Below are 22,136 nucleotides of genomic sequence, written 5' to 3'. Positions count from 1 at the left end.
ATCGGCAGCGTCACCAAAAGGTCACAACCCCAGCGTAGCCTGCAGGTTATTTCAGGGACGTTGCCATGTCAGACTCCCCCGCCATCACTGCCCTGCTGTTCGGCTTGCGCGGCTGCCTTGTCGAAGTGAATCCGGGTCCTGATGCTCGAACCCCCTGCCCGACTCCCGGCGCGCTACCCACCCTTGACTGGCTGTACCAGCAAAAGGTTCCTTGCGCCTGGCTCGATGAGCTGCCGGCAGCGGATGGCAACCATCTGGCAAGCCCCTTGCCCGCCTGGCTCAGTGGCTACGTCGATTGCCAAACACCCTGGCCTGCTCCAGATGCCTGCTGGCGGGCGCTCATGCAGCTGAAGGCGAGCAAACTCGACGGTTGCGTGCTGGTCAGTGACGAACCGCGCCTGTTGCAATCAGGCCTCAATGCCGGATTGTGGACCATCGGCCTGGCGTCCTGCGGGCCCAGCAGCCAGTGGCAGGCCCTGAGCCCCAAGGAGCAGGAACGCCAGCGCGGCCAGGCCACCTTGCAGTTGTTTGCCCTGGGCGTGCATTCAGTGGTCGACCACCTTGAAGCCCTGGCCGATTGCCTGGCGGATATCGGCCAGCGCCGGCGCAAAGGCGAAAAACCCTGAAACAGCGCCATTGATCAGGGTCATGCAAAGCGCTGGCCGGTGGATTACTCTAGTAGACAGGGCATGGACCTTTCACCCACTGCCGGGGTCCATGACTGTGCCTATTCATAGAGGGAGAACACCCATGCCTGCCCGCGAACTGCAAGAGCAACTTGACGCCCTGCGCGAGCAACTGGAGCAAAATCCACCGCTCTCGCTGGAAGAGCGTGATCATCTGCAAGAACTGATGCAAAAGATCGAGGCCGAGATGAAACTTGAGGCCGCGACCCCGGACAACAACCTGGTCGATGGCGTCAACCTCGCAGTGGAGCGCTTTGAAGTCGAGCACCCGGGCCTGACTGCCACCTTGCGCAATATCGTTCAGAGTCTGCAAAGCATGGGCATCTAAGCCCACCTGAATAAAAAAGCCCCGTCATCGAACGGGGCTTTTTCGTTACTGGCGAACCAGTCGCAGGTTCGCCAGGGTCACCTGCCCGGTGCTGCGGTACGGGTTGATGTCCAGACCGCCGCGGCGCACGTAACGGGCATAGACCGTCAGGTGTTCGGGGTTGAGCAGGCGCTTGAGGTCGAGGTAGATACGCTCGACGCACTGCTCATGGAAGTCGGCATGCTGGCGGAAGCTGATCAGGTAGGTCAGCAGGCTGGCATGATCCAGCGCCGCGCCGCGGTAATGCACAGTGACACTGCCCCAGTCCGGCTGGCCAGTGACCGGGCAGTTGGACTTGAGCAAATGGCTGTGCAGGGTTTCTTCCACAATGTTGCTGCTGTCGCAACGCAGCAGCTCCGGTTGTGGCTGCTCGTAATTGCTGATGCTGACATCCAGCTCATCGATGCACACACCTGGCAAGCCGACCACGCCCTGCCCTTCGACCTCGGCCAGGCTGCGGATCTGCACGCCCACCGGCTTGCCGGCAGCAGCGGACAGGTCCTTGACCAGGCACGCCTGCAACGCCGCTGGCGACTCGAACACGGTCTGGTTCAGCGAATTGAGGTACAGCTTGAAGGACTTCGACTCGATGATGTTCGGCGAATCGGCCGGGATGGCGAACTCGCCAATGGCCACCACCGGCTTGCCCGACGGCAGCAGCCAGGACAGCTCGAAGCAGTTCCAGAAGTCGACACCCAGCCATGGCAGGGTCTCGGCGCTGACGCCCAGCTCGGCCCATTTTGCCGCCCGCGGGATCGGGAACAGCAGCGAGGGTGTGTAAGTAGCGACGTATTCGCTGGATTTACCCAGCGGAGAATGTTCGGCGGCAGGATGCATGGCTAAAACCTGTAGGAGCAAATGCGCCTAGTTTATCGGTTTTAGACCATGCATTGGGCAATCGGCTGTTATTGGCCGATGGTCAGCTTGCCGACCATGCCCGCCTGGTAGTGGCCGGGCACGTTGCAGGCGAACTCGATCGGCGTCGACTGGCTGAAGGTCCAGGTCAGCTCAGCGCTTTTGCCGGGCTCGACCATCACCGTGTTCGGATCGTCATGCTGCATGCTTGCGCCATGGTCCATACCGCCGTGCCCCATGGCGGAATGGTCCATCTGGCCTTGCATGGCGAGCATTTCTTTCTGGTGCCTGGCATGCATTACAGCATCGCCCAGGCTGAATTCATGGACGACCGCCCCCTTGTTGACCAGCACGAAACGCACGGTCTCCCCGGCCTTGACCTCAAGGCTGCGCGGCGCGTAGTACATGTCGCCCATCACCACCTCGACGGTGCGAGTCGCCTTGCTCGCTGGCGCAGGCTGCCCGAAGGCGTAGGAATGCGCGGGTGATGCCAGGACCGGAAGGCTGAACAGCGCCAGAGCGCCAACAATAAAAAGGTGTTTCATTTCAAGCCCACTCCAGGGTTGCGACGATTCAGCCTTCACTGTAGAAAACCGCCGCTGGCAGTCACCTGACAAAAAGATTACAACTTTGTCAGCTTGGCCACCCGGCACACCCGGCGCGGTATAACCCTCCGGCAATTCACGCTAAAGAGCCAGCCGATGAAACTGTTGATCGTCGAAGACCAAACCAAGACCGGCCAGTACCTGTGCCAGGGCCTCAGTGAAGCGGGCTTCGCCACCGAGCTTGCCAGCGACGGCAATACCGGCCAGCACCTGGCCCTGACCGGCGACTACGATTTACTGATCCTCGATGTCATGCTGCCCGGCCGCGATGGCTGGCAGATCCTCCAGGCCGTGCGCGCCGCCGGCCTGGAAATCCCGGTGCTGTTCCTCACTGCCCGCGACGCCGTGGAAGACCGCGTGCACGGCCTGGAACTGGGCGCCGACGATTACCTGGTCAAGCCTTTCGCCTTTTCCGAGCTGCTGGCGCGGGTGCGCAGCCTGCTGCGCCGTGGCAGCAGCCCGGCACAGGAAACCACCCTGGGCCTGGCCGACCTGCGCCTGGACCTGATCCGCCGCCGGGTCGAACGCGCAGGCCAGCGCATCGACCTGACCGCCAAGGAGTTCGCCCTGCTCGAACTGCTGTTGCGCCGCCAGGGCGAGGTGCTGCCCAAGTCGCTGATCGCCTCGCAAGTGTGGGACATGAACTTTGACAGCGACACCAACGTCATCGAAGTGGCGATCCGCCGCCTGCGCCTGAAGATCGACGACGCCCATGACAACAAGCTGATCCATACCGTGCGCGGCATGGGTTATGTGCTTGAAGAGCGCGGCGCCTGATGCGTCGCTTGTCCCTCGGGAGCCGCCTGGCGTTGCTGTTTGCCGCCTGCACTGCAGTGGTGTCGCTGACCGCCGGCATCCTCTTCAGCCGCGCCAGTGCCACTCACTTCATCGAACTCGACCAGCAATTGCTCAACAGCCGCCTGTCGCTGTTGCGCCAGATGCTCGAAGGCGTAGATAGCCCAGCCAGCCTCGCCCCGCGCCTGCCCGCTCTGCAGACCGAACTCAGCCACCAGGCCGACCTTGCCGTGCGCATTGGTGGCCGTGACGGGCGCATCTGGTTCGACAGCCAGGCCGGCCTGCCCGACTCGCCGCAGGTGGTCGGGCTCAGCACCTTGCACGCGAGTGGCGTCGACTACCGCAGCCTGTGCGTCAACCTCAACGACGGCGACGCACAGCTGACGCTGTTTCTCGACATCACCCACCACCAGCATTTTCTCCAGCGCATGCAGCAGTTGATCTGGCTCACCGTCGGCCTCTCGGCCCTGGCCACCGCACTGCTCGGTGCCTGGGCAGCGCGCAGCGGGCTACGGCCATTGCGCCAGATGGGTGAAGTGGCCTCCGGGGTTTCGGCGCGTTCGCTGACCACGCGCCTGCCGGAGGGGCAGATGCCAGTAGAGCTGGCGGAGCTGGCGCAGACCGTCAATGCCATGCTCGAACGCCTGGACGATGCCTTTCAGCGCCTCTCGGCGTTCTCCGCCGACATTGCCCATGAGCTGCGCACGCCACTGTCCAACCTGCTGACCCACACCCAGGTGACCCTGACCCGGCCGCGCAGCCTGGATGAATACCGCGAGGCGCTGCACAGCAACCTCGAAGAACTGCAATGGATGGCGCAACTGGTCAACGACATGCTTTACCTGGCCAAGGCCGACCACGGTTTGTTGATGCCCAGCCGCCAACAGCTGGCGCTTGAGGACGAGGCCGATGCCTTGCTCGAGTACTACGCCCCCTTGGCCGAAGATGCCGAAGTGAAGTTGAGCCGTGAGGGGCAAGCACCCTTGGCAGGCGATCGGCATATGCTGCGCCGGGCCCTGTCCAACCTGCTGGACAATGCCTTGCGCTTCACACCGGCCGGTGGCGAGATTCGCGTGACGATTGAACAACGGGAAGGCCTGGTGCGGCTGCAGGTGGCCAACCGTGGCGAGCCGATTGACCCGGCGCTGCTGCCGAAGTTGTTTGACCGCTTCTACCGGGCGGATCCGGCGCGGCGCGAAGGCAGCAGTGAACATGCGGGATTGGGACTGGCGATTACCCGCTCGATCGTGCAGGCGCACGGGGGGAGTATTCGTGGGGAGTCGGCTGGGGGCTGGACGCGGTTCGTGATCGACTTGCCGACGGTGTAACCCTTATCGCCGGCAAGGCCGGCTCCCACAATGGCTCTTGTGGGAGCTGGCCTTGCCGGCGATCGGCCGCAGCGCGGCCGTAACGGCCATCACTCGTAACGCAAGGCGTACGCCGGTTCCACCTGCGATGCCCGCCACGCCGGGTACAGCGTCGCCAGGAAGCTCATGATCAAGCCGGCACTGCAGATCAGCGCCACGTCGCCCCACTGCAGCTCCGACGGCAAGGTGCTGATGAAGTACACGTCCGAGGTGAAGATATGCTGGCCGCTGACCCGCTCCAGCCAGCCGACGATCTGGCTGACGTTCAGCGCCGCGATCACCCCGAGCACGCCGCCAATCAAGGTACCGACGATACCGATCAGGCTGCCCTGCACCATGAAGGTGCCCATGATCTGCGCCGGCGTGGCGCCGATGGTGCGCAGGATGGCGATGTCGGCGCCTTTGTCGTTGACCACCATGATCAGCGTGGCAATGATGTTGAACGCCGCCACGGCGATGATCAGCAGCAGCAACAGGCCGATCATGGTCTTTTCCATCTTCATCGCACTGAACAGGCTGCCCTGGGTGTGGGTCCAGTCATCGGCGCGGTACTGCTCGCCGAGGCTCGCGGTAATCGCCTTGGACACCTGCGGCGCCGCATACAGGTCCTTGACCTTCAGGCGCACGCCCTGCACCTGGTTCGGCGCCCAGCGCTGCATCTGCGCGGCGTCGGCCATGTGCATCAGGCCCAGCGAGCCATCCAGCTCGGCGCCCACCTTGAATACCCCGACCACGTTCAGGCGCTGCATGCGCGGGGTGATGCCACCCGGCGCGCTGCTGACTTCCGGCACGATCAGGGTCAGCTTGTCGCCGACGTTGAGGCGAAAACGCCGCGCGGTGATTTCGCCGATGACCACGCCGAACTCGCCCGGCTTGAGGTCTTCGAGGCGGCCCTGAACGATATGCTGGGCGACGATCGAGACCTTGCCCTCCTCGGCCGGGTCGATGCCGCTGACCTGGATTGGCTGCATCGAGCCTTTGTAGGAAAGCATGCCTTCCATCTCGGTCAGCGGTGCGGCGGCGATCACTTCAGGATTCTTCAAGGCTTCGGCCGCCACCGGCCGCCAGTCGTCCAGCGGCTGGGCACCGAGCACGCTGGCGTGCGGCACCATGCCGAGGATGCGCGAACTCATTTCGCGCTGAAAGCCGTTCATCACCGACAGCACCACGATCATCGCCAACACGCCCAGGGACAGGCCGATCATCGAGGTCATGGAGATGAACGAAATGAAATGGTTGCGGCGCTTGGCGCGGGTGTAGCGCGCGCCGATGAAAATAGACAAGGGTCTGAACATGAACGAAGCACCCGGGTAAAGAAAAGAAACCAGGTGCCCGCCTAACCCGGCGGGCACATTGCGCGGGCCGTCAGATCGGGACCAGGTGCCCGTCTTCCAGACGCAGCACACGGTCCATCTGCCGCGCCAGGTTGAGATCGTGGGTCACCACCAGGAAGGCCGTCTGCGAAGCGCTGCTCAGCTCCTGCATGAGGTCCTGGATGCCCTGGGCGGTGTGGTGATCGAGGTTGCCGGTCGGCTCGTCAAGCATTACCAGCCCCGGACGGTTGACCAGCGCCCGGGCGATGGCCACGCGCTGGCGCTCACCACCGGACAACTCGGCCGGCTTGTGGCTCAGGCGATGGCCCAGGCCGACGCGCTTGAGCAACGCTTCGGCGCGCTCGCGAGCTTCAGGGATGGCGGTGCGGCCGATCAGCAGCGGCATGCACACGTTCTCCAGCGCGGTGAACTCCGGCAGCAGGTGGTGGAACTGGTAGACAAAGCCCAGGGCGCGGTTGCGCAGCAGGCCACGGGCGCGTTCGCCCAGCGCCGAGAGCTCTTCGCCGGCCAGCCAGACGCTGCCTTCGGAAGGCGTGTCGAGGCCGCCGAGCAGGTTGAGCAAGGTACTCTTGCCCGAACCCGAACTACCGACGATCGCCACCCGCTCGCCCGGGTGCAGCTCCAGCTGCAAACCGGACAACACCTGGACCTTCTCCGGGCCTTCCTCGTAGGACTTGCCCAGGTTGCGGCAACTCAGCACTGCTTTATCACTCATGCCCAACTCACTCATAACGTAGCGCCTCCGCAGGCTGGGTGCGTGCCGCACGCCAGGCCGGATACAGGGTGGCGAGGAAACTCAGGACCAATGCCGCACCGCAGACCATCCACACGTCCTCGGCCATGATCTGCGAAGGCAGGTAGTCGATGAAGTAGACGTCGGCATTGAGGAACTTGTGCCCGATCAGGGTCTCGATGCCGGCAATCGCGGCGCTGACATTGAGCGCGGCAAAAATGCCCACCAACGCGCCGATCAGGGTGCCGACCACGCCGATCACCGTGCCCTGGACCATGAAGATGGCCATGATCTGCCCAGGCGTCGAACCCAGGGTGCGCAAGATGGCGATATCGCCCTTCTTGTCGTTGACCACCATCACCAGGGTGGAAATGATGTTGAACGCCGCCACCGCGACGATCAGCAGCAACAGCAGGCCGATCATGGCTTTTTCCATGCGGATCGCCTGGTACAGGTTGCCGTGGCTGCGGGTCCAGTCGCGGGCGTAGAACTCCTGCTCGCCGAGTTTCTGCGCAATGTCCCAGGCAACTCGCGGGGCCTGGAACAGGTCGTCGAACTTCAGGCGCAGGCCCTGGACCTGGTCGGACTTCCAGCGGTGCAGGCGGGACAGGTCCGACAGGTTGGTCAGGCCCAGGTAGCCGTCGATTTCGCCGGCGCCGACATGGAAGATGCCGACCACGGTGAAACGCTTCATGCGCGGGAACATGCCGGCCGGGGTCACGGTGACCTCCGGGGCGACGAAGGTCAGCTTGTCGCCGATGCCAACGCCCAGCTTGGTTGCCGCCTTGTCGCCGATCATGATGCCGAACTCGCCGGGAGCCAGGTCATCGAGCTTACCCTCGCGGATAAAGTCGTCGATGATCGAGACCTTGCGTTCCTGAGCCGGGTCGATGCCATTGAGCAGCACCTTCTGCACCTTGCCGTCATGGGTCAGCAGGCCCTGCATCTGGGTGAAGGGCGCCACCGCCAGAACCTGCGGGTTCTGCTTTACTTGACTGGCAAGGGCGGGCCAGTCGTTGATCGGCTGGCCGGTTTCCAGTGTGGCGTGGGGCACCATGCCCAACACCCGGGTGCGCATCTCGTGATCGAAGCCATTCATGACCGACAACACCACGATCATCACGACAACGCCCAGGGCGAGGCCGATCATCGAGGTCAGGGAAATGAACGAGACGAAGTGGTTGCGACGCTTGGCACGGGTATAACGCGTGCCGATGAATACGAAGAGAGGTCTGAACATGTCGGGGCTTGTTCGGATGAAAGAGGAACGTCCTTGTGGCGGGGCTTGAATAGCAGCTTTACACTCAGACCACCGCCGCTACCATGGGTTCGCCATGTCGACATTAGATGAAGAAGATCGCCGCGAATACTACCGTATCGAGGATCAGATCGCACTGGAAATTAGCCCGTTGAGCGCCACCGAAGCGCCTGGCGCGGACTTGTTGCAAGATACTTCGCCGCTGTTCAACCTGCTCAGCGAACTGCACCTGAGCGAGTTCGAATCCCAGCACCTGCTGCGCCAGCTCAGTGACAAGGACCGCACCCTGGCCGCCTTTCTCAAGGCCCAGAACAAGCGCATCGACCTGCTTAGCGCGGTGGTCGCGCAGACCTTGCTCGGGCAACTGAGCGCGCCACAGACGGTGGTGCTGTCCGAGGGCGGCATCGAGTTCAGCCAGGCCGAGCCGGTGGCTGCCGGCGCACGTATCGCGGTGAAGATGGTGCTGATGCCCCAGGCCCTGGGCCTGTTGCTGCGCGCCAAGGTTACCCATTGCGATCGCAACGCCGATGGCCTCTACGAGATCGGCACCGAATTCGTCGACACCACCGATGCCCAGCGCCAGCTGCTGGCCCGCTACATCCTGCAACGCCAAGCGCAACAACGACGCCAGGCCCTGGAGCAGAACGAGCCAAGCGCCTCCTGAGTTTCACTTATTTGTTGAAGGAACAAACGTGACCACGATTTACGGCCACCGCGGCGCCAAGGGCGAAGCCCCCGAAAACACCCTCGCCAGCTTCCAGCAGTGCCTTGGGCACGGCGTGCGTCGCTGCGAGCTCGACCTGCACCTGTCAGCCGACAACCAGCTGATGGTGATCCACGACCCCAGCCTCAAGCGCACCACCGGCCGGCGCGGCAAGGTCGTCGAGCACAGCGCGGCAGACCTTGCCACCTATGACGCGCGCAAGGGCGGCCCGGGCTGGGTCTCGCCCTGCCCTGTCCCGCGCCTTGAGGAACTGTTCGAGAAGTGCGATTTCGAGCACTGGCAGCTGGAAGTCAAGAGTGCCTCGCGCACCCGCGCCGCCACCACCGTGCTGGCAATCCGCGAAATGGCCCAGCAGTTCGGCCTGCTCGACAAGATCACCATCACCTCGAGCTCACGGGAAGTGCTGGGCGCAGCGCTTGAGCTGACACCGGATATTTCCAGGGGGCTGGTCGCCGAATACGCCTGGCTCGACCCGCTGAAGGTCGCCCAGAACTATGACTGCAACTTGCTGGCGTTGAACTGGACACTGTGCACCCCCGAGCGCCTGATCAAGGCCCAGCGCCAGGGGTTGCACGTGTCGGTGTGGACAGTCAACGAGCCGGCGCTGATGCGCAGGCTCGCCGACTTCGGCGTAGACAGCCTGATTACAGACTTTCCCGGTTTGGCCAGCGCCACCCTCGAGAATCGCTGAAATCGGTCTCCCCGGCCGGCTCAGGCCACCGGCCGGAGCCGCTCAAAAAAGCCGGTTGAGGCCGTCGTAAGCCGCTACCCGATAGGCTTCGGCCATGGTCGGGTAGTTGAAGGTGGTGTTGACGAAGTACTTCAGAGTGTTGTGCTCACCCGGCTGATCCATGATCGCCTGGCCGATGTGGACGATCTCCGACGCCTGGTAACCGAAGCAGTGCACGCCGAGGATTTCCAGGGTTTCGCGGTGGAACAGGATCTTCAGCATGCCTTGTGGCTCACCGGCGATCTGCGCCCGGGCCATGCCCTTGAAGAAGGCCTTGCCCACTTCATACGGCACCTTGGCCTGGGTCAGCTCCTGCTCGTTCTTGCCGATCGAGCTGATCTCCGGAATGGTGTAGATACCGGTCGGCACATCGTTGACGAAGCGCCAGCTGCCGTTGTCGACGATGCTGCCAGCGGCCGAGCGGCCCTGGTCGTGGGCGGCGCTGGCCAGGCTCGGCCAGCCGATCACGTCACCGGCACCGTAGATGTTCGGCACATGGGTGCGGTAGTTCTCGTCGACTTCGATCTGGCCACGGCTGTTGACCTTGATGCCGATGTTTTCCAGGCCCAGCTTGTCGGTGTTGCCCGTACGGCCGTTGCACCAGAGCAAGGCGTCGGCCTTGATCTTCTTGCCGGACTTGAGGTGCAGGATCACACCGTTGTCCAGGCCTTCGACACGCTCGTACTCTTCGTTGTGGCGCACGGTGATGTTGTTGTTGCTGAAGTGGTAGCTCAACGCCTGGGAGATTTCCGAGTCGAGGAAGCTCAGCAACTGGCCGCGGTTGTCCACCAGCTCTACCAGCACACCCAGACCACTGAAGATCGAGGCGTATTCACAGCCAATCACGCCAGCACCGTAGACGATCAGTTTGCGCGGGGTGTGGCCGAGGCTGAGGATAGTGTCGCTATCGTAGATTCGCGGGTGGTGGAAATCGATATCGGCCGGGCGATACGGACGCGAACCGGTGGCGATGATGATGTGCTTGGCCACCAGCTTCTCGACCACGCCGTTGGCGCAGACCACTTCGATGGTCTGCTCGTCGGCGAAGCTGCCGGTGCCGAAGAACACGTCGACGCGGTTGCGCGCGTAGTAGCCGGTGCGCGAGGCGACCTGCTTGGAGATCACCTTCTCGGCGCTTTTCAGAACGTCAGGGAACGAGAACCAGCGCGGCTCACCAATGGCCCGGAACATCGGGTTGGTGTTGAACTGCATGATCTGGCGCACCGAGTGACGCAGGGCCTTGGACGGGATGGTGCCCAGGTGGGTGCAGTTGCCGCCGACCTGGCGACGGCTATCGACCATCGCCACCTTGCGTCCTGCTTTGGCAGCATTCATTGCCGCCCCTTCTCCTGCGGGGCCGGAACCCAGCACCACTACGTCGTAGTTGTAGACAGCCATGCGTACTCCTTCAGAACAGGCCCGCGCGCCACATCGGCGGGCGGGGCTACCTCATGTCGCCAGCGGCGCCATGAAAAAATTCGGGTGCAGTCTAATCAAGCTTGAACGCCGCGCACATTAACCCTTGGTCGCGTCGTAGGCTATTTTTCTCTGCACTACATGTCATTTACACAAACCCTGTGGGAGCCGGCCTTGCCGGCGATGGCATCAGCGCAGTGTCAGCGATTGCGCGTCGCCTGCATCGCTGGCAAGGCCAGCTCCCACAAAAACTGGTTACTGCTTGTTCAACTGGGCAAACGCCGGCGTACTGCGGGAGACGAAACCATCGGCAACCCGGGTCACGAACACTGCAGCAATCTCGTGCTGGAGGGCAAATTCCCAGCCCCGCTCAGGCCCGAGGATAAACAACAAGGTCGAATACCCATCGGCCATCAGCGTCGATCGGTCAAACACCGTCACCGCCGCCAGGTCGTGTTTCACCGGTTTACCCAGACGCGCATCGAAGGTGTGCGAATAGCGCTGGCCATTCTCCTCGAAATAATTGCGATAGTCACCGGAGGTAGACACACCAAAACCGTCCACCGCCAGCACTTGCTGGGCAATCTGACGATCATCGCGGGGCAATTCCAGGGCCACGTTCCAGTGACTGCCGTCCGGTTTGCGCCCGATGGCCTTGAGCTCGCCCGTGGCTTCGACCAGCAAATCCGCGACACCCAGGGCTTTTAGCCGCTCCACCAGCAAGTCCACCGCATGCCCGGCAGCGATGCTGTTGAAGTTCACTTCCACCGGCGCATCCTTGCACAGCTGCTCGCCAACTATGCGCAAATGCCCATGCCCGACCCGTTGGCGAGTGGCTGCCAGGGCCTGGGCATCCGGTACTTTTTCACTGCGCGACTGCGGGCCGAAGCCCCACAGGTCGAGCAACGGCTCCACGGTCAGGTCAAACGCGCCGTCACTCTGCTGCGCCAGTTGCTCGCCAACCCGCACCAGCTCAAGCACATCAGCCGGCATTGGCTGGCAACTGTTCGCTGGCAGTCTGTTAAAGGCTTCGGTCAACGAATCACTGCGGTAGGTGGAAAAGCGCTTATCGATGCCCTCGAGAATCCGCTCCACCTCGCGCCTGACCTGCTCCGGCGCCGGGCCCCGGGGTGTACGCACATACTGCACGGTATAGCTGCTGCCCATGGTCGGGCCGCTGATGCGCTCGAGACTGTCGCCTTGCCCGCATCCGGCCAGGCTCAGCAACACGCCTGTCAACACTGCCTTGCGCATCCAACCTCCTGGAGAAATTCAGGCAAAAAAAACGGGAACCCTGAGGTTCCCGTCTTTCACGACCAAGCCAAGCTTAGCGTGGGAAAGCAGGCGGATTGACGCCAGCCATGTCTTCCATCACGCGCACTACCTGGCAGCTGTAACCGAATTCGTTGTCGTACCAGACGTACAGGACAACACGGTTATCGTTGCAGATGGTGGCTTCGGCATCGACCACACCGGCGTGGCGCGAGCCGACGAAGTCGGTGGAGACCACTTCCTGGGAGCTCACGTAGTCGATCTGCTTGTGCAGGTCCGAGTGCATGGCCATCTGGCGCAGGTACTCGTTGATCTCTTCGCGGTTGGTGGCTTTTTCCAGGTTCAGGTTCAGGATGGCCATCGACACGTTCGGCGTAGGTACGCGGATCGCATTGCCGGTCAGCTTGCCCTTGAGCACTGGCAGTGCCTTGGCGGCTGCAGTGGCGGCACCGGTCTCGGTGATTACCATGTTCAGCGGCGCGGCACGGCCACGACGGCTGCCCTTGTGGAAGTTGTCGATCAGGTTCTGGTCGTTGGTGAACGAGTGAACGGTTTCAACGTGACCGTTGATGATACCGAACTTGTCGTTGACCGCCTTCAGCACAGGAACGATGGCGTTGGTGGTGCAGGAAGCCGCGGAGATGATCTTGTCATCGGCGCTGATCTCGCCATGGTTGATGCCGTGCACGATGTTCTTCAGCGCGCCCTTGCCAGGTGCGGTGAGGATCACGCGAGCAGCGCCCGGGCAGGCCAGGTGCTGGCCCAGGCCGTCGGCGTCACGCCATACACCGGTGTTGTCGACGATCAGGGCATTCTCGATGCCGTACTGGGTGTAGTCGACTTCGCTCGGGTTCTTGGCGTAGATAACCTGGATCAGGTTGCCGTTGGCGGTGATGGTGTTGTTGGCTTCGTCGATGGTGATAGTGCCATCGAACGGGCCGTGCACCGAGTCACGACGCAGCAGGCTGGCACGCTTGACCAGATCGTTCTCGGCGCCTTTGCGCACGACGATGGCGCGCAGACGCAGGCCGTCGCCACCACCGGTTTTCTCGATCAGGATACGCGCCAGCAGACGGCCGATACGACCGAAGCCGTACAGCACGACGTCAGTGCCTTTGCGCGCCGAAACGTTTTGCTGGCCAACCACGTCAGCCATTTCTTCACGCACGAACTGCTCGGCGCTACGGCCGTTGCCTTCTTGCTTGAATTTGTTGGCCAGCTTGCCCAGGTCGACCGAAGCGGCGCCCAGTTTCAGCTCGCTCATGGCTTTGAGCAGCGGGAATGTCTCGTGTACAGACAGTTCGGTTTCGTCGGTCTGGCGATGACGGGCAAAGCGGTGTGCTTTGAGGATCGAGATCACCGAGCGGTTGATCAGGCTACGGCCATAGATCGAGCTCACCACATTGTTATTGCGGTAGAGCTGACCGATAAGCGGGATCATCGCTTCTGCAAGCGCTTCACGATCAATCCACTCACCAAGACACTGGTCGGGCTTCTGAGTCACGGGAACCTTCCACATGTAGGGACAGAAAAAAGGGGCTACATTATGACGCCCCGCAGCCCATCGGGCAATGAGCGCCTGTCGCCGGCAATTCACTACATGCTTTTAGCCTGCACAAACCTGACAGCGCGGGCCTGTGCCCGCTACAATTGGCGTCTTTGTCGCAACGCTTGGAGCTCGACCTCCCGTGCCTGTTCTGCGTCTACCGCACCTGCCGGCCACTGCCGGCAAACAAACCTGGGGCAACCTGCCGGGCGCCGCCCTGAGCCTGGCCATTGCCGAAGCGGCCAGTGCCGCCAAACGCTTCACCCTGCTGCTGACCGCCGACAGCCAGAGCGCTGACCGCCTCGAGCAGGAGCTGCGTTTCTTTGCGCCCGAGCTGCCGGTGCTGCCGTTCCCCGATTGGGAAACCCTGCCCTACGACCTGTTCTCGCCGCACCAGGACATCATTTCCCAGCGGATTTCCAGCCTGTACCGGCTGCCGGAGCTCGATCACGGCATTCTCGTGGTACCGATCACCACGGCCCTGCACCGCCTGGCGCCGACGCGCTTCTTGCTCGGCAGCAGCCTGGTCCTGGACATCGGCCAGAAGCTTGATGTCGAGCAGATGCGCACGCGCCTTGAAGCCAGCGGCTACCGCTGTGTCGACACGGTGTACGAGCATGGCGAATTCGCCGTGCGCGGCGCCTTGATCGACCTGTTCCCGATGGGCAGCAAGCTGCCGTACCGCATCGATCTGTTCGATGACGAGATCGAGACCCTGCGTACCTTCGACCCGGAAACCCAGCGTTCGATCGACAAGGTCGACTCGGTGCGGCTGTTGCCGGCCCGCGAGTTCCCGCTGCAAAAAGATGCAGTGACGCGCTTCAAGGCGCGCTTTCGCGAGCGTTTCGATGTCGATTTTCGCCGCTGCCCGATCTTCCAGGACCTGTCCAGCGGCATCACTCCGGCCGGTATCGAGTACTACCTGCCGCTGTTCTTCGAAGACACCTCGACCCTGTTCGACTACCTGCCCCAGGACACCCAGGTGTTCTCCCTGCCGGGCGTCGAGCAGGCTGCCGAGCACTTCTGGAGCGATGTGCGCAACCGTTACGAGGAGCGCCGCATCGACCCGGCACGGCCATTGCTGCCGCCGGCCGAGCTGTTCCTGCCGGTGGAAGACTGCTTCGCCCGGCTGAAAAGCTGGCCACGGGTGGTGGTCAGCCAGGATGACGTCGACAGCGGCGTCGGCCGCGAGCGCTTTGCCGCCCAGGTCCTGCCCAACCTTGCCATCGAAGCCAAGGCCAACCAGCCATTGGCGGCGCTGTCGGGCTTTCTTGAGCAATTCCCCGGCCGCGTGCTGTTCACCGCCGAGTCGGCGGGCCGTCGCGAAGTGCTGCTGGAGCTGCTTGAGCGCCTGAAGCTGCGCCCGCAAACCGTCGACAGCTGGAGCGCCTTCGTTGCCGGCAAGGAGCGCCTGGCAATCACCATCGCGCCGCTGGACGAAGGCCTGCTGCTGGATGAGCCGGCCATTGCCCTGGTCGCCGAGAGCCCGCTGTTCGGTCAGCGGGTGATGCAGCGCCGGCGCCGCGACAAGCGCAGCGACGCCAACAACGATGCGGTGATCAAGAACCTCACCGAGCTGCGCGAAGGCGCGCCGGTGGTGCATATCGACCACGGTGTCGGCCGCTACCTGGGCCTGGCCACCCTGGAGATCGACAACCAGGCCGCCGAGTTCCTCACCCTCGAATACGCCGAGGGCGCCAAGCTCTACGTGCCGGTGGCCAACCTGCACCTGATCGCCCGCTACACCGGTAGCGACGACGCCCTGGCGCCGCTGCACCGGCTCGGCTCCGAAACCTGGCAGAAAGCCAAGCGCAAGGCCGCCGAACAGGTGCGTGACGTGGCCGCCGAACTGCTCGACATCTATGCCCGCCGCGCCGCGCGCAAAGGTTATGCCTTCGCCGACCCGTCGGTGGATTACGCCACCTTCAGCGCCGGTTTCCCCTTCGAGGAAACCCCGGACCAGCAGAGCGCCATCGAAGCGGTGCGCGAGGACATGCTCGCGGCCAAGCCGATGGACCGCCTGGTGTGCGGCGACGTCGGCTTCGGCAAGACCGAAGTGGCCATGCGCGCCGCGTTCATCGCCGTACACGGCGGCCGCCAGGTAGCGATCCTGGTCCCCACCACCCTGCTCGCCCAACAGCACTACAACAGCTTCCGCGACCGCTTTGCCGACTGGCCGGTAACGGTCGAGGTGATGAGCCGCTTCAAGTCGCCCAAGGAAGTCGCCGCTGCGGTGGCGGACCTGGCCGAAGGCAAGATCGACATCGTCATCGGTACCCACAAGCTGTTGCAGGACGACGTCAAGGTCAAGGACCTGGGCCTGGTGATCATCGACGAAGAACACCGTTTCGGCGTGCGCCAGAAAGAGCAGCTCAAGGCCCTGCGCAGCGAGGTGGACATCCTTACCCTGACCGCCACGCCGATCCCGCGCACCCTGAACATGGCCGTGGCCGGCATGCGCGACCTGTCGATCATCGCCACGCCGCCGGCGCGCCGGCTGTCGGTGCGCACCTTCGTCATGGAGCAGAACAAGAGCACGGTCAAGGAAGCACTGCTGCGTGAGCTGCTGCGCGGCGGCCAGGTGTATTACCTGCACAACGATGTGAAGAGCATCGAAAAATGCGCCGCCGACCTTGCCGAGCTGGTACCGGAAGCCCGCATCGGCATCGGCCACGGGCAGATGCGCGAACGCGAACTCGAACAGGTGATGAGCGACTTCTACCACAAGCGCTTCAACGTGCTGATCGCCTCGACCATCATCGAGACCGGCATCGACGTGCCAAGCGCCAACACCATCATCATCGAGCGTGCCGACAAGTTCGGCCTGGCCCAGCTGCACCAGCTGCGCGGCCGGGTCGGGCGCAGCCATCACCAGGCCTATGCCTACCTGCTCACCCCGCCGCGCCAGCAGATCACCCCGGACGCCGAGAAGCGCCTGGAAGCCATCGCCAACACCCAGGACCTGGGGGCTGGCTTCGTCCTGGCCACCAACGACCTGGAAATCCGCGGCGCCGGCGAGCTGCTCGGCGAAGGCCAGAGCGGGCAGATCCAGGCGGTCGGTTTTACCCTGTACATGGAAATGCTCGAGCGCGCGGTCAAGGCCATTCGCAAAGGCACCCAGCCGAACCTCGACCAGCCGCTGGGCGGCGGCCCGGAAATCAACCTGCGTTTGCCGGCGCTGATTCCCGAGGACTACCTGCCGGATGTGCATGCGCGGCTGATCCTCTACAAGCGCATCGCTTCGGCGGTGGACGAAGACGGCCTCAAGGACCTGCAGGTAGAGATGATCGACCGCTTCGGCCTGCTGCCGGAGCCGACCAAGAACCTGGTGCGCCTGACCCTGCTCAAGCTGCAGGCAGAGAAACTCGGCATCAAGAAGGTCGACGCCGGGCCCAATGGCGGCAAGATCGAATTCGAGGCCGAGACCCCGGTCGATCCTCTGGTACTGATCAAGCTGATCCAGGGCCAGCCCAAACGCTACAAGTTCGAAGGCGCCACCCAGTTCAAGTTCCTGGTGCCGATGGAGCGCCCGGAAGAACGCTTCAACAACCTTGAGGCGCTGTTCGAGCGCCTGACCCCACAATCTGCGTGAAGGAAGATCCATGCGTGCAATGCGTAGCCTGACCCTGCTGCTGGCGCTGATTGCCCCGGCGGCATTTGCCGATGGCACTTTTCAGGTCGAAATGATCCTGGTGCGGCAGAACGCCGTGCCGGCAATCACCAGCAAGTCGGCCCCGGAAGACTGGCGCAACGGCGCCCAGGTCGTCGCCGAGGCTGACCTGCGCCAACCGGTACTGAATGACGAGGCGGCCAAGCTTGCGGCCGACCCACAGTACACCGTGCTGCTGCACAAGGCCTGGAAACAGGACGCCGGCACGGTGGCGATCAGCGATGGCGAAGAACACTTCGGCCAGTTCCCCATCGCCGGCAACCTGACCCTCAAGGAAGAGCGTTTCATCGCAGCGGATGCCAACTTCTGGGTCAACCAGTTCGACGGCAACGGCAGCGTGATCCAGAGCGAGCCGCTCAAGCAGAGCAACAGCAACATCAAAAATGGCGAGCTGACCTTTCTCGACGGCGGCCACCTGGCCCTGCTGCTCAAGGTCACAGCCAACCGGCCAGTGAGCGCGCCGACGCCTGCGCCGGAGATGATGGAGCAGTAGCCGGATGCCCGCCCCTGGAAAACTGGCTCGACAGACTGGCCAAGCCGTCAGCAACGTCGGGCGCATGCTGGTGTACGAGCTGGACCTGATGCCAGAGGGCAAAGCCTCGATTACCCCGTACACCTGCAACCGCCGCAAGGATGGCAGTACTACTTTGATCCGGCCGAGGAAAGGATTGGCCGCCTGCGCCACAGCTATGATCAAGTCATTGCTTCGTACCTCGCTTCGGCGCCGGCGGTCCCGCAAAGCCAGGTGGTAAAATTCAGCCACCGGATCCACACCCTCAATCGGCAGATCCCCACCCCCAGAACATTGAGCGAGAAGATCATCGACGGTATTGCCCCCACGCCCCACCTGATTCTGGGCAGCCACGAATTCAGCGCCTACGTGCCGCAAACCGGCAGGATGCAGCGCCAGCACCAGCACCGGGCGGCGCTGTCGTTCAACTATGACGGCATTCGCGCCAGCGGCAGGCAAGGCAAGGAAGTCACCCGCCTGGATGGCACCACCAGCCAACGCATACAGCGCCACACCGAGATCGAAAGCCAGATCCGCCAGACCCTTCAGCGCCTGGGCTTCAAGGTCGCCACCCGGCAAAGCAAGGCCTTGCCGGAGAGCGCCGGCGACCTGCTGGAACTGGCTTCCGAAGCGGCCTGGCTGCGCTTCATGCTCAACGACCTGCCCGCCCTGCGCGAGCAAGGCTGGGAGATCGAGTACACCGACGACTTCGCCTTCAATCTCGCCGAGGTTGACGACTGGTACGCGCAGATCGACGAGGCCAGCGGCCGCGACTGGTTCGACCTGGAACTGGGCATCGAGGTCAATGGCCAGCGCCTGAGCCTGCTGCCGATCCTGCTCAACGTACTGCGCAGCCATCCGGAACTGCTCAACCCGGCGCAATTGCACAAGCGCCGCGATGATGAACAGTTGCTGGTGCAGATTCCCGCCCCTGCGGGCGAAGCACGGCGCAGCCTGCAAGTGGCCCTGCCCTACGGCCGCCTCAAGCCGGTACTGGCAACCCTCGGCGACTTCTACCTGCGTGAGCCCGGTGAAACCAGCGTGCGCCTGCCCACCCTCGACGCCACCCGCCTCAACGCCCTGGAAGACCTGCCGCTGAGCTGGCAAGGCGGCGAGCGGGTACGCGGCCTGGGCGAGCGCCTGCGCGATATCCGCCTGCAGCCGGCGCAAACCCCGGATGGCCTGAATGCTATCCTGCGCCCCTATCAGATCGAAGGCCTGAGCTGGATGCAGGCCCTGCGCGAGCTGGAGGTCGGTGGCATCCTCGCTGACGACATGGGCCTGGGCAAAACCCTGCAGACCCTCGCCCACCTGCTCAGCGAAAAGAACGCCGGGCGCCTGACCCGTCCGGCCATGGTGGTGATGCCCACCAGCCTGATCCCCAACTGGCAGGACGAAGCCGAACGCTTCGCCCCCGGCTTGCGGGTTCTGGCCCTGCAGGGCATCGGCCGGCGCAAGCATTTCGACAACCTGCAGGACTACGACCTGCTGCTGACCACCTATGCCCTGCTGCCCAAGGACCTGGCGCACTTCAAGGGCCTGATGCTGCATGTGCTGATCCTCGACGAGGCGCAGTACATCAAGAGCCCGGGCAGCAAGGCGGCCCAGGCGGCGCGTCAGCTCGAAGCCCGCCAGCGCCTGTGCCTGAGCGGCACGCCGCTGGAAAACCACCTGGGCGAGCTGTGGTCGCTGTTTCACTTCCTGCTGCCTGGCTGGCTGGGTGATGCCAAAGCCTTCAACCGCGACTACCGGGTGCCGATCGAGCGCCAGGGCAATGGCGAACGCCTGCAGCACCTCAACGCCCGGATCAAACCCTTCCTGTTGCGCCGCACCAAGGAACAGGTGGCCACCGAACTGCCGGCCAAGACCGAGATGATCCACTGGGTCGAGCTCAGCGATGCGCAGCGCGACGTGTACGAAACCATGCGCCTGGCCATGGACCAGAAAGTCCGTGCGGAAATCACCCGCAAGGGCGTGGCGCGCAGCCAGATCATCATCCTCGAAGCGCTGCTCAAGCTGCGCCAGGTGTGCTGCGACCTGCGCCTGATCAACAGCGAGGCCTCGACCGCTCGGGGCGCTCATTCAGGCAAGCTTGCGAGCCTGATGGAGATGCTCGAAGAGCTTCTCGCCGAAGGCCGGCGGGTGCTGCTGTTTTCGCAGTTCACCAGCATGCTGCGATTGATCGAGGCAGAGCTGCAGCAACGCGGTATCGCCTACGCCCTGCTGACCGGCGAAACCCGCGATCGCCGGGCGCCGGTGCAGGACTTCCAAAGCGGCCAGCTGCAGATCTTTCTGATCAGCCTCAAGGCCGGCGGCGTTGGCTTGAACCTGACCGCGGCTGACACCGTGATCCACTACGACCCGTGGTGGAACCCGGCAGCGGAAAACCAGGCCACCGACCGCGCTTATCGCATTGGCCAGGAGAAGCCGGTGTTCGTCTACAAGCTGATTACCCGGGGCACGGTGGAAGAGAAGATCCAGCAGTTGCAGCAGGAGAAATCGGCGCTGGCGGCGGGTGTGCTGGATGGACGGCAGGCGGGGGACTGGCGTTTGGCGGCGGAAGATATCGATGCGCTGTTGGCGCCGTTGCCGGGGAAGCGGCACGGCGCTAGTGCGCGGTGAATCCATCGCTGGCAAGCCAGCTCCCACACGGACCCTGTGGGAGCTGGCTTGCCAGCGATGGGCTGCAACGCAGCCCTGCAATCAATCTACCAGTTGAGCTTCCTTGAGCGCCCCAAGCGCCTCCAGCCAGCGCGGCTGTTGACGATAGTCGGTACGGGCAAAGCCCTGCCCGCGCATCTGCGCGATACGTGGCGAAGGTTTGACCTTCAGGCGCTGGGCCGCTGTCAGCGCAAGCTCGGCTGCTGCCCGGTCATTGCACACCAGGCCCATGTCACAGCCGGCGCTCAGCGCCGCCTCGATTCGACTGGCCGCGTCACCGACCACATGGGCACCGGCCATGGACAGGTCGTCACTGAAGATCACCCCATTGAAACCCAACTCGCCGCGCAGGATGTCCTGCAGCCAGCGCCGGGAGAAACCGGCCGGCTGGTTGTCGACCTGTGGATAGATCACATGGGCCGGCATCACCGCCGCCAGCTGCCCACTCAAACGAGTGAACGGCACCAGATCGGCCGCGCGGATCTGCTCCAGGCTGCGCTCATCGGTGGGAATCGCCACATGGGAATCGGCCTCGGCCCAGCCATGGCCGGGGAAATGCTTGCCACAGGCAGCCATGCCCGCGGCGTTCATACCGCGGATAAAGGCACCGGCCAGTAGCGTGGCGCGCTGCGGATCACCTTCGAAGGCGCGGCTGCCGACCACGGCGCTGCGCTGGTGATCGAGGTCCAGCACCGGAGCGAAGCTCAGGTCCAGGCCCACCGCCAGCACTTCGGTGGCCATCAGCCAACCGCATTGCTCGGCCAGGTATTCAGCATTGTCGTTATCGGCAATCGCACGCATCGCCGGCAGGCGTACAAAACCCTGGCGCAGGCGCTGGACCCGACCACCCTCCTGGTCCACCGCCAGGATCAGCTCCGGGCGAATGGCGCGGATCGAAGCGCACAGCTCGCGCACCTGGCGCGGGCATTCGATGTTACGGGCGAAGATAATCAGGCCGGCCACTTCGGGCTGGCGCAAAAGCTGGCGGTCCTCGGCGGTCAGCCAGGTACCGGCGATGTCGACCATCAGGGAGCCTTGCAGGCTGGCACTCATAATTGATCCTTCAGTTGACGCTGATGTGAGCCCATTGGGGGCATGCGGCTTCGTCGATCTGCACCGGGCAATGCACCGGCACCTGGTCGAACAGGCTCAGCAGGTCGGCGTTGCGCAAGCGCACGCAGCCATGGGACAACGGCACGCCCATAGGTTCACTATCGGGAGTGCCATGCAGGTAGATGTAACGACGAAAGGTGTCGACCGGCCCCAGGCGATTGATGCCCGGCTCACAACCGCTGAGCCAGAGTATGCGCGTGAGGATCCAGTCGCGACCGGGAAATTGTTCGTGCAGTTCAGGCGACCAGGTTTCGCCGGTCCAGCGTCGACCTCGCAACACCGCGCCTTGCGCCAGGCCGGCACCGATCTTGGCGCGCACCTGATGGCGCCCACGCGGCGTGCAGCCCGAACCCTTGAGCTCACCGGCACCGTTGCGCGCGGTGGACACCTCAAGACGCAGGCGCAACTGCCCCTGGGCGAACCCATAAAGGCATTGATCAGCGAGGGAAATGTGCAGGAAATCGAGACTGGCCATGGGGCGCTAGCTTAGCCG

General features: G+C 63.5%; 19 protein-coding genes. 9 read left to right on the top strand and 10 right to left on the bottom strand.

Annotated elements, in window-relative coordinates:
- The first annotated feature begins 65 nt into the window (after positions 1-65).
- On the top strand, positions 66-626 hold the full coding sequence (locus JV241A_RS08335) for a phosphonoacetaldehyde phosphonohydrolase-related protein (RefSeq protein WP_134061917.1): 561 nt from the start codon (positions 66-68) through the stop codon (positions 624-626).
- Between the two features lie 124 nt (positions 627-750).
- On the top strand, positions 751-1,014 hold the full coding sequence (locus JV241A_RS08330) for a DUF4404 family protein (RefSeq protein WP_115086103.1): 264 nt from the start codon (positions 751-753) through the stop codon (positions 1,012-1,014).
- Positions 1,015-1,059: 45 nt separating this feature from the next.
- On the opposite strand, the gene queF is transcribed toward JV241A_RS08330, so the two are convergent.
- Positions 1,060-1,890 (bottom strand): NADPH-dependent 7-cyano-7-deazaguanine reductase QueF, encoded by an 831-nt coding sequence (queF, locus tag JV241A_RS08325; RefSeq protein WP_115086102.1) that lies wholly within the window; start codon positions 1,888-1,890, stop codon positions 1,060-1,062.
- Between the two features lie 68 nt (positions 1,891-1,958).
- A complete protein-coding gene (locus tag JV241A_RS08320) occupies positions 1,959-2,453 on the bottom strand; it encodes a cupredoxin family protein (protein ID WP_115086101.1) in 495 nt (164 codons plus the stop codon).
- Positions 2,454-2,609: 156 nt separating this feature from the next.
- Between JV241A_RS08320 and JV241A_RS08315 the strand changes: the two genes are divergently transcribed.
- Together JV241A_RS08315 and JV241A_RS08310 are read left to right on the top strand one after the other, a co-directional pair.
- Positions 2,610-3,290 (top strand): heavy metal response regulator transcription factor, encoded by a 681-nt coding sequence (locus JV241A_RS08315; RefSeq protein ID WP_115086100.1) that lies wholly within the window; start codon positions 2,610-2,612, stop codon positions 3,288-3,290.
- The gene (locus JV241A_RS08310) at positions 3,287-4,636 is read left to right on the top strand and encodes a heavy metal sensor histidine kinase (RefSeq protein ID WP_115086099.1); all 1,350 of its coding nucleotides are present in this window, start codon (positions 3,287-3,289) and stop codon (positions 4,634-4,636) included. The genes JV241A_RS08315 and JV241A_RS08310 overlap by 4 nt, the downstream gene beginning before the upstream one ends.
- A gap of 89 nt (positions 4,637-4,725) precedes the next feature.
- Here JV241A_RS08310 and JV241A_RS08305 read toward each other — a convergent pair whose 3' ends face one another.
- From JV241A_RS08305 to JV241A_RS08295, 3 genes are all read right to left on the bottom strand, one after another.
- Positions 4,726-5,970, bottom strand: coding sequence for a lipoprotein-releasing ABC transporter permease subunit (locus JV241A_RS08305; protein WP_010226940.1), 1,245 nt, complete (start codon positions 5,968-5,970; stop codon positions 4,726-4,728).
- Positions 5,971-6,040: 70 nt separating this feature from the next.
- The gene (gene lolD, locus JV241A_RS08300) at positions 6,041-6,724 is read right to left on the bottom strand and encodes a lipoprotein-releasing ABC transporter ATP-binding protein LolD (RefSeq protein ID WP_177414845.1); all 684 of its coding nucleotides are present in this window, start codon (positions 6,722-6,724) and stop codon (positions 6,041-6,043) included.
- Positions 6,725-6,731: 7 nt separating this feature from the next.
- On the bottom strand, positions 6,732-7,982 hold the full coding sequence (locus tag JV241A_RS08295) for a lipoprotein-releasing ABC transporter permease subunit (RefSeq protein ID WP_115086096.1): 1,251 nt from the start codon (positions 7,980-7,982) through the stop codon (positions 6,732-6,734).
- A gap of 94 nt (positions 7,983-8,076) precedes the next feature.
- Between JV241A_RS08295 and JV241A_RS08290 the strand changes: the two genes are divergently transcribed.
- Both JV241A_RS08290 and JV241A_RS08285 read left to right on the top strand, forming a co-directional pair.
- On the top strand, positions 8,077-8,664 hold the full coding sequence (locus tag JV241A_RS08290; RefSeq protein ID WP_115086095.1) for a PilZ domain-containing protein: 588 nt from the start codon (positions 8,077-8,079) through the stop codon (positions 8,662-8,664).
- Positions 8,665-8,692: 28 nt separating this feature from the next.
- The gene (locus JV241A_RS08285; RefSeq protein ID WP_115086094.1) at positions 8,693-9,415 is read left to right on the top strand and encodes a glycerophosphodiester phosphodiesterase; all 723 of its coding nucleotides are present in this window, start codon (positions 8,693-8,695) and stop codon (positions 9,413-9,415) included.
- A 42-nt stretch (positions 9,416-9,457) separates the two neighbouring features.
- On the opposite strand, the gene sthA is transcribed toward JV241A_RS08285, so the two are convergent.
- The 3 genes from sthA to JV241A_RS08270 all read right to left on the bottom strand — a co-directional run bounded on the left by sthA (position 9,458) and on the right by JV241A_RS08270 (position 13,661).
- The gene (gene sthA, locus JV241A_RS08280) at positions 9,458-10,852 is read right to left on the bottom strand and encodes a Si-specific NAD(P)(+) transhydrogenase (protein ID WP_115086093.1); all 1,395 of its coding nucleotides are present in this window, start codon (positions 10,850-10,852) and stop codon (positions 9,458-9,460) included.
- A 273-nt stretch (positions 10,853-11,125) separates the two neighbouring features.
- On the bottom strand, positions 11,126-12,124 hold the full coding sequence (locus JV241A_RS08275) for an FAD:protein FMN transferase (RefSeq protein WP_134061915.1): 999 nt from the start codon (positions 12,122-12,124) through the stop codon (positions 11,126-11,128).
- Between the two features lie 73 nt (positions 12,125-12,197).
- Positions 12,198-13,661: a glyceraldehyde-3-phosphate dehydrogenase gene (locus tag JV241A_RS08270; protein WP_115086091.1), complete on the bottom strand. Its 1,464-nt coding sequence runs from the start codon at positions 13,659-13,661 to the stop codon at positions 12,198-12,200.
- 169 nt (positions 13,662-13,830) lie between these two features.
- Between JV241A_RS08270 and mfd the strand changes: the two genes are divergently transcribed.
- The 3 genes from mfd to JV241A_RS08255 all read left to right on the top strand — a co-directional run bounded on the left by mfd (position 13,831) and on the right by JV241A_RS08255 (position 20,491).
- Positions 13,831-17,280, top strand: a complete 3,450-nt coding sequence (gene mfd, locus JV241A_RS08265) for a transcription-repair coupling factor (RefSeq protein ID WP_115086090.1) — start codon at positions 13,831-13,833, stop codon at positions 17,278-17,280.
- A 10-nt stretch (positions 17,281-17,290) separates the two neighbouring features.
- A complete protein-coding gene (locus JV241A_RS08260) occupies positions 17,291-17,851 on the top strand; it encodes a CsiV family protein (RefSeq protein ID WP_115086089.1) in 561 nt (186 codons plus the stop codon).
- 273 nt (positions 17,852-18,124) lie between these two features.
- Positions 18,125-20,491 (top strand): DEAD/DEAH box helicase, encoded by a 2,367-nt coding sequence (locus JV241A_RS08255; protein WP_240047846.1) that lies wholly within the window; start codon positions 18,125-18,127, stop codon positions 20,489-20,491.
- Between the two features lie 81 nt (positions 20,492-20,572).
- Here the strand turns inward: JV241A_RS08255 and nagZ are convergent, their stop codons facing one another.
- Positions 20,573-21,571: a beta-N-acetylhexosaminidase gene (nagZ, locus tag JV241A_RS08250; protein WP_177414849.1), complete on the bottom strand. Its 999-nt coding sequence runs from the start codon at positions 21,569-21,571 to the stop codon at positions 20,573-20,575.
- Positions 21,572-21,593: 22 nt separating this feature from the next.
- Positions 21,594-22,118 carry a L,D-transpeptidase gene (locus JV241A_RS08245; protein ID WP_115086085.1) on the bottom strand — a complete coding sequence of 175 codons (525 nt, stop codon included), beginning with the start codon at positions 22,116-22,118 and terminating at the stop codon, positions 21,594-21,596.
- Positions 22,119-22,136 lie beyond the last annotated feature (18 nt).

The sequence above is a fragment of the Pseudomonas sp. JV241A genome (genome assembly GCF_900275665.1).
Taxonomy (GTDB): Bacteria; Pseudomonadota; Gammaproteobacteria; order Pseudomonadales; family Pseudomonadaceae; genus Aquipseudomonas; species Aquipseudomonas wadenswilerensis.
This window is presented reverse-complemented; position numbering and strand designations above follow the sequence as displayed.

What these genes read in the sequence shown, in the direction of transcription:
- JV241A_RS08330 (WP_115086103.1), top strand. Translation starts at nt 751, where the DNA reads ATGCCTGCCCGCGAACTGCAAGAGCAACTTGACGCCCTGCGCGAGCAA.
- JV241A_RS08290 (WP_115086095.1), top strand. Translation starts at nt 8,077, where the DNA reads ATGTCGACATTAGATGAAGAAGATCGCCGCGAATACTACCGTATCGAG.
- JV241A_RS08270 (WP_115086091.1), bottom strand. Translation starts at nt 13,661, where the DNA reads ATGTGGAAGGTTCCCGTGACTCAGAAGCCCGACCAGTGTCTTGGTGAG.
- JV241A_RS08335 (WP_134061917.1), top strand. Translation starts at nt 66, where the DNA reads ATGTCAGACTCCCCCGCCATCACTGCCCTGCTGTTCGGCTTGCGCGGC.
- JV241A_RS08295 (WP_115086096.1), bottom strand. Translation starts at nt 7,982, where the DNA reads ATGTTCAGACCTCTCTTCGTATTCATCGGCACGCGTTATACCCGTGCC.
- sthA (WP_115086093.1), bottom strand. Translation starts at nt 10,852, where the DNA reads ATGGCTGTCTACAACTACGACGTAGTGGTGCTGGGTTCCGGCCCCGCA.
- JV241A_RS08315 (WP_115086100.1), top strand. Translation starts at nt 2,610, where the DNA reads ATGAAACTGTTGATCGTCGAAGACCAAACCAAGACCGGCCAGTACCTG.
- JV241A_RS08320 (WP_115086101.1), bottom strand. Translation starts at nt 2,453, where the DNA reads ATGAAACACCTTTTTATTGTTGGCGCTCTGGCGCTGTTCAGCCTTCCG.
- JV241A_RS08305 (WP_010226940.1), bottom strand. Translation starts at nt 5,970, where the DNA reads ATGTTCAGACCCTTGTCTATTTTCATCGGCGCGCGCTACACCCGCGCC.
- JV241A_RS08245 (WP_115086085.1), bottom strand. Translation starts at nt 22,118, where the DNA reads ATGGCCAGTCTCGATTTCCTGCACATTTCCCTCGCTGATCAATGCCTT.
- JV241A_RS08275 (WP_134061915.1), bottom strand. Translation starts at nt 12,124, where the DNA reads ATGCGCAAGGCAGTGTTGACAGGCGTGTTGCTGAGCCTGGCCGGATGC.
- queF (WP_115086102.1), bottom strand. Translation starts at nt 1,890, where the DNA reads ATGCATCCTGCCGCCGAACATTCTCCGCTGGGTAAATCCAGCGAATAC.
- JV241A_RS08260 (WP_115086089.1), top strand. Translation starts at nt 17,291, where the DNA reads ATGCGTGCAATGCGTAGCCTGACCCTGCTGCTGGCGCTGATTGCCCCG.
- lolD (WP_177414845.1), bottom strand. Translation starts at nt 6,724, where the DNA reads ATGAGTGATAAAGCAGTGCTGAGTTGCCGCAACCTGGGCAAGTCCTAC.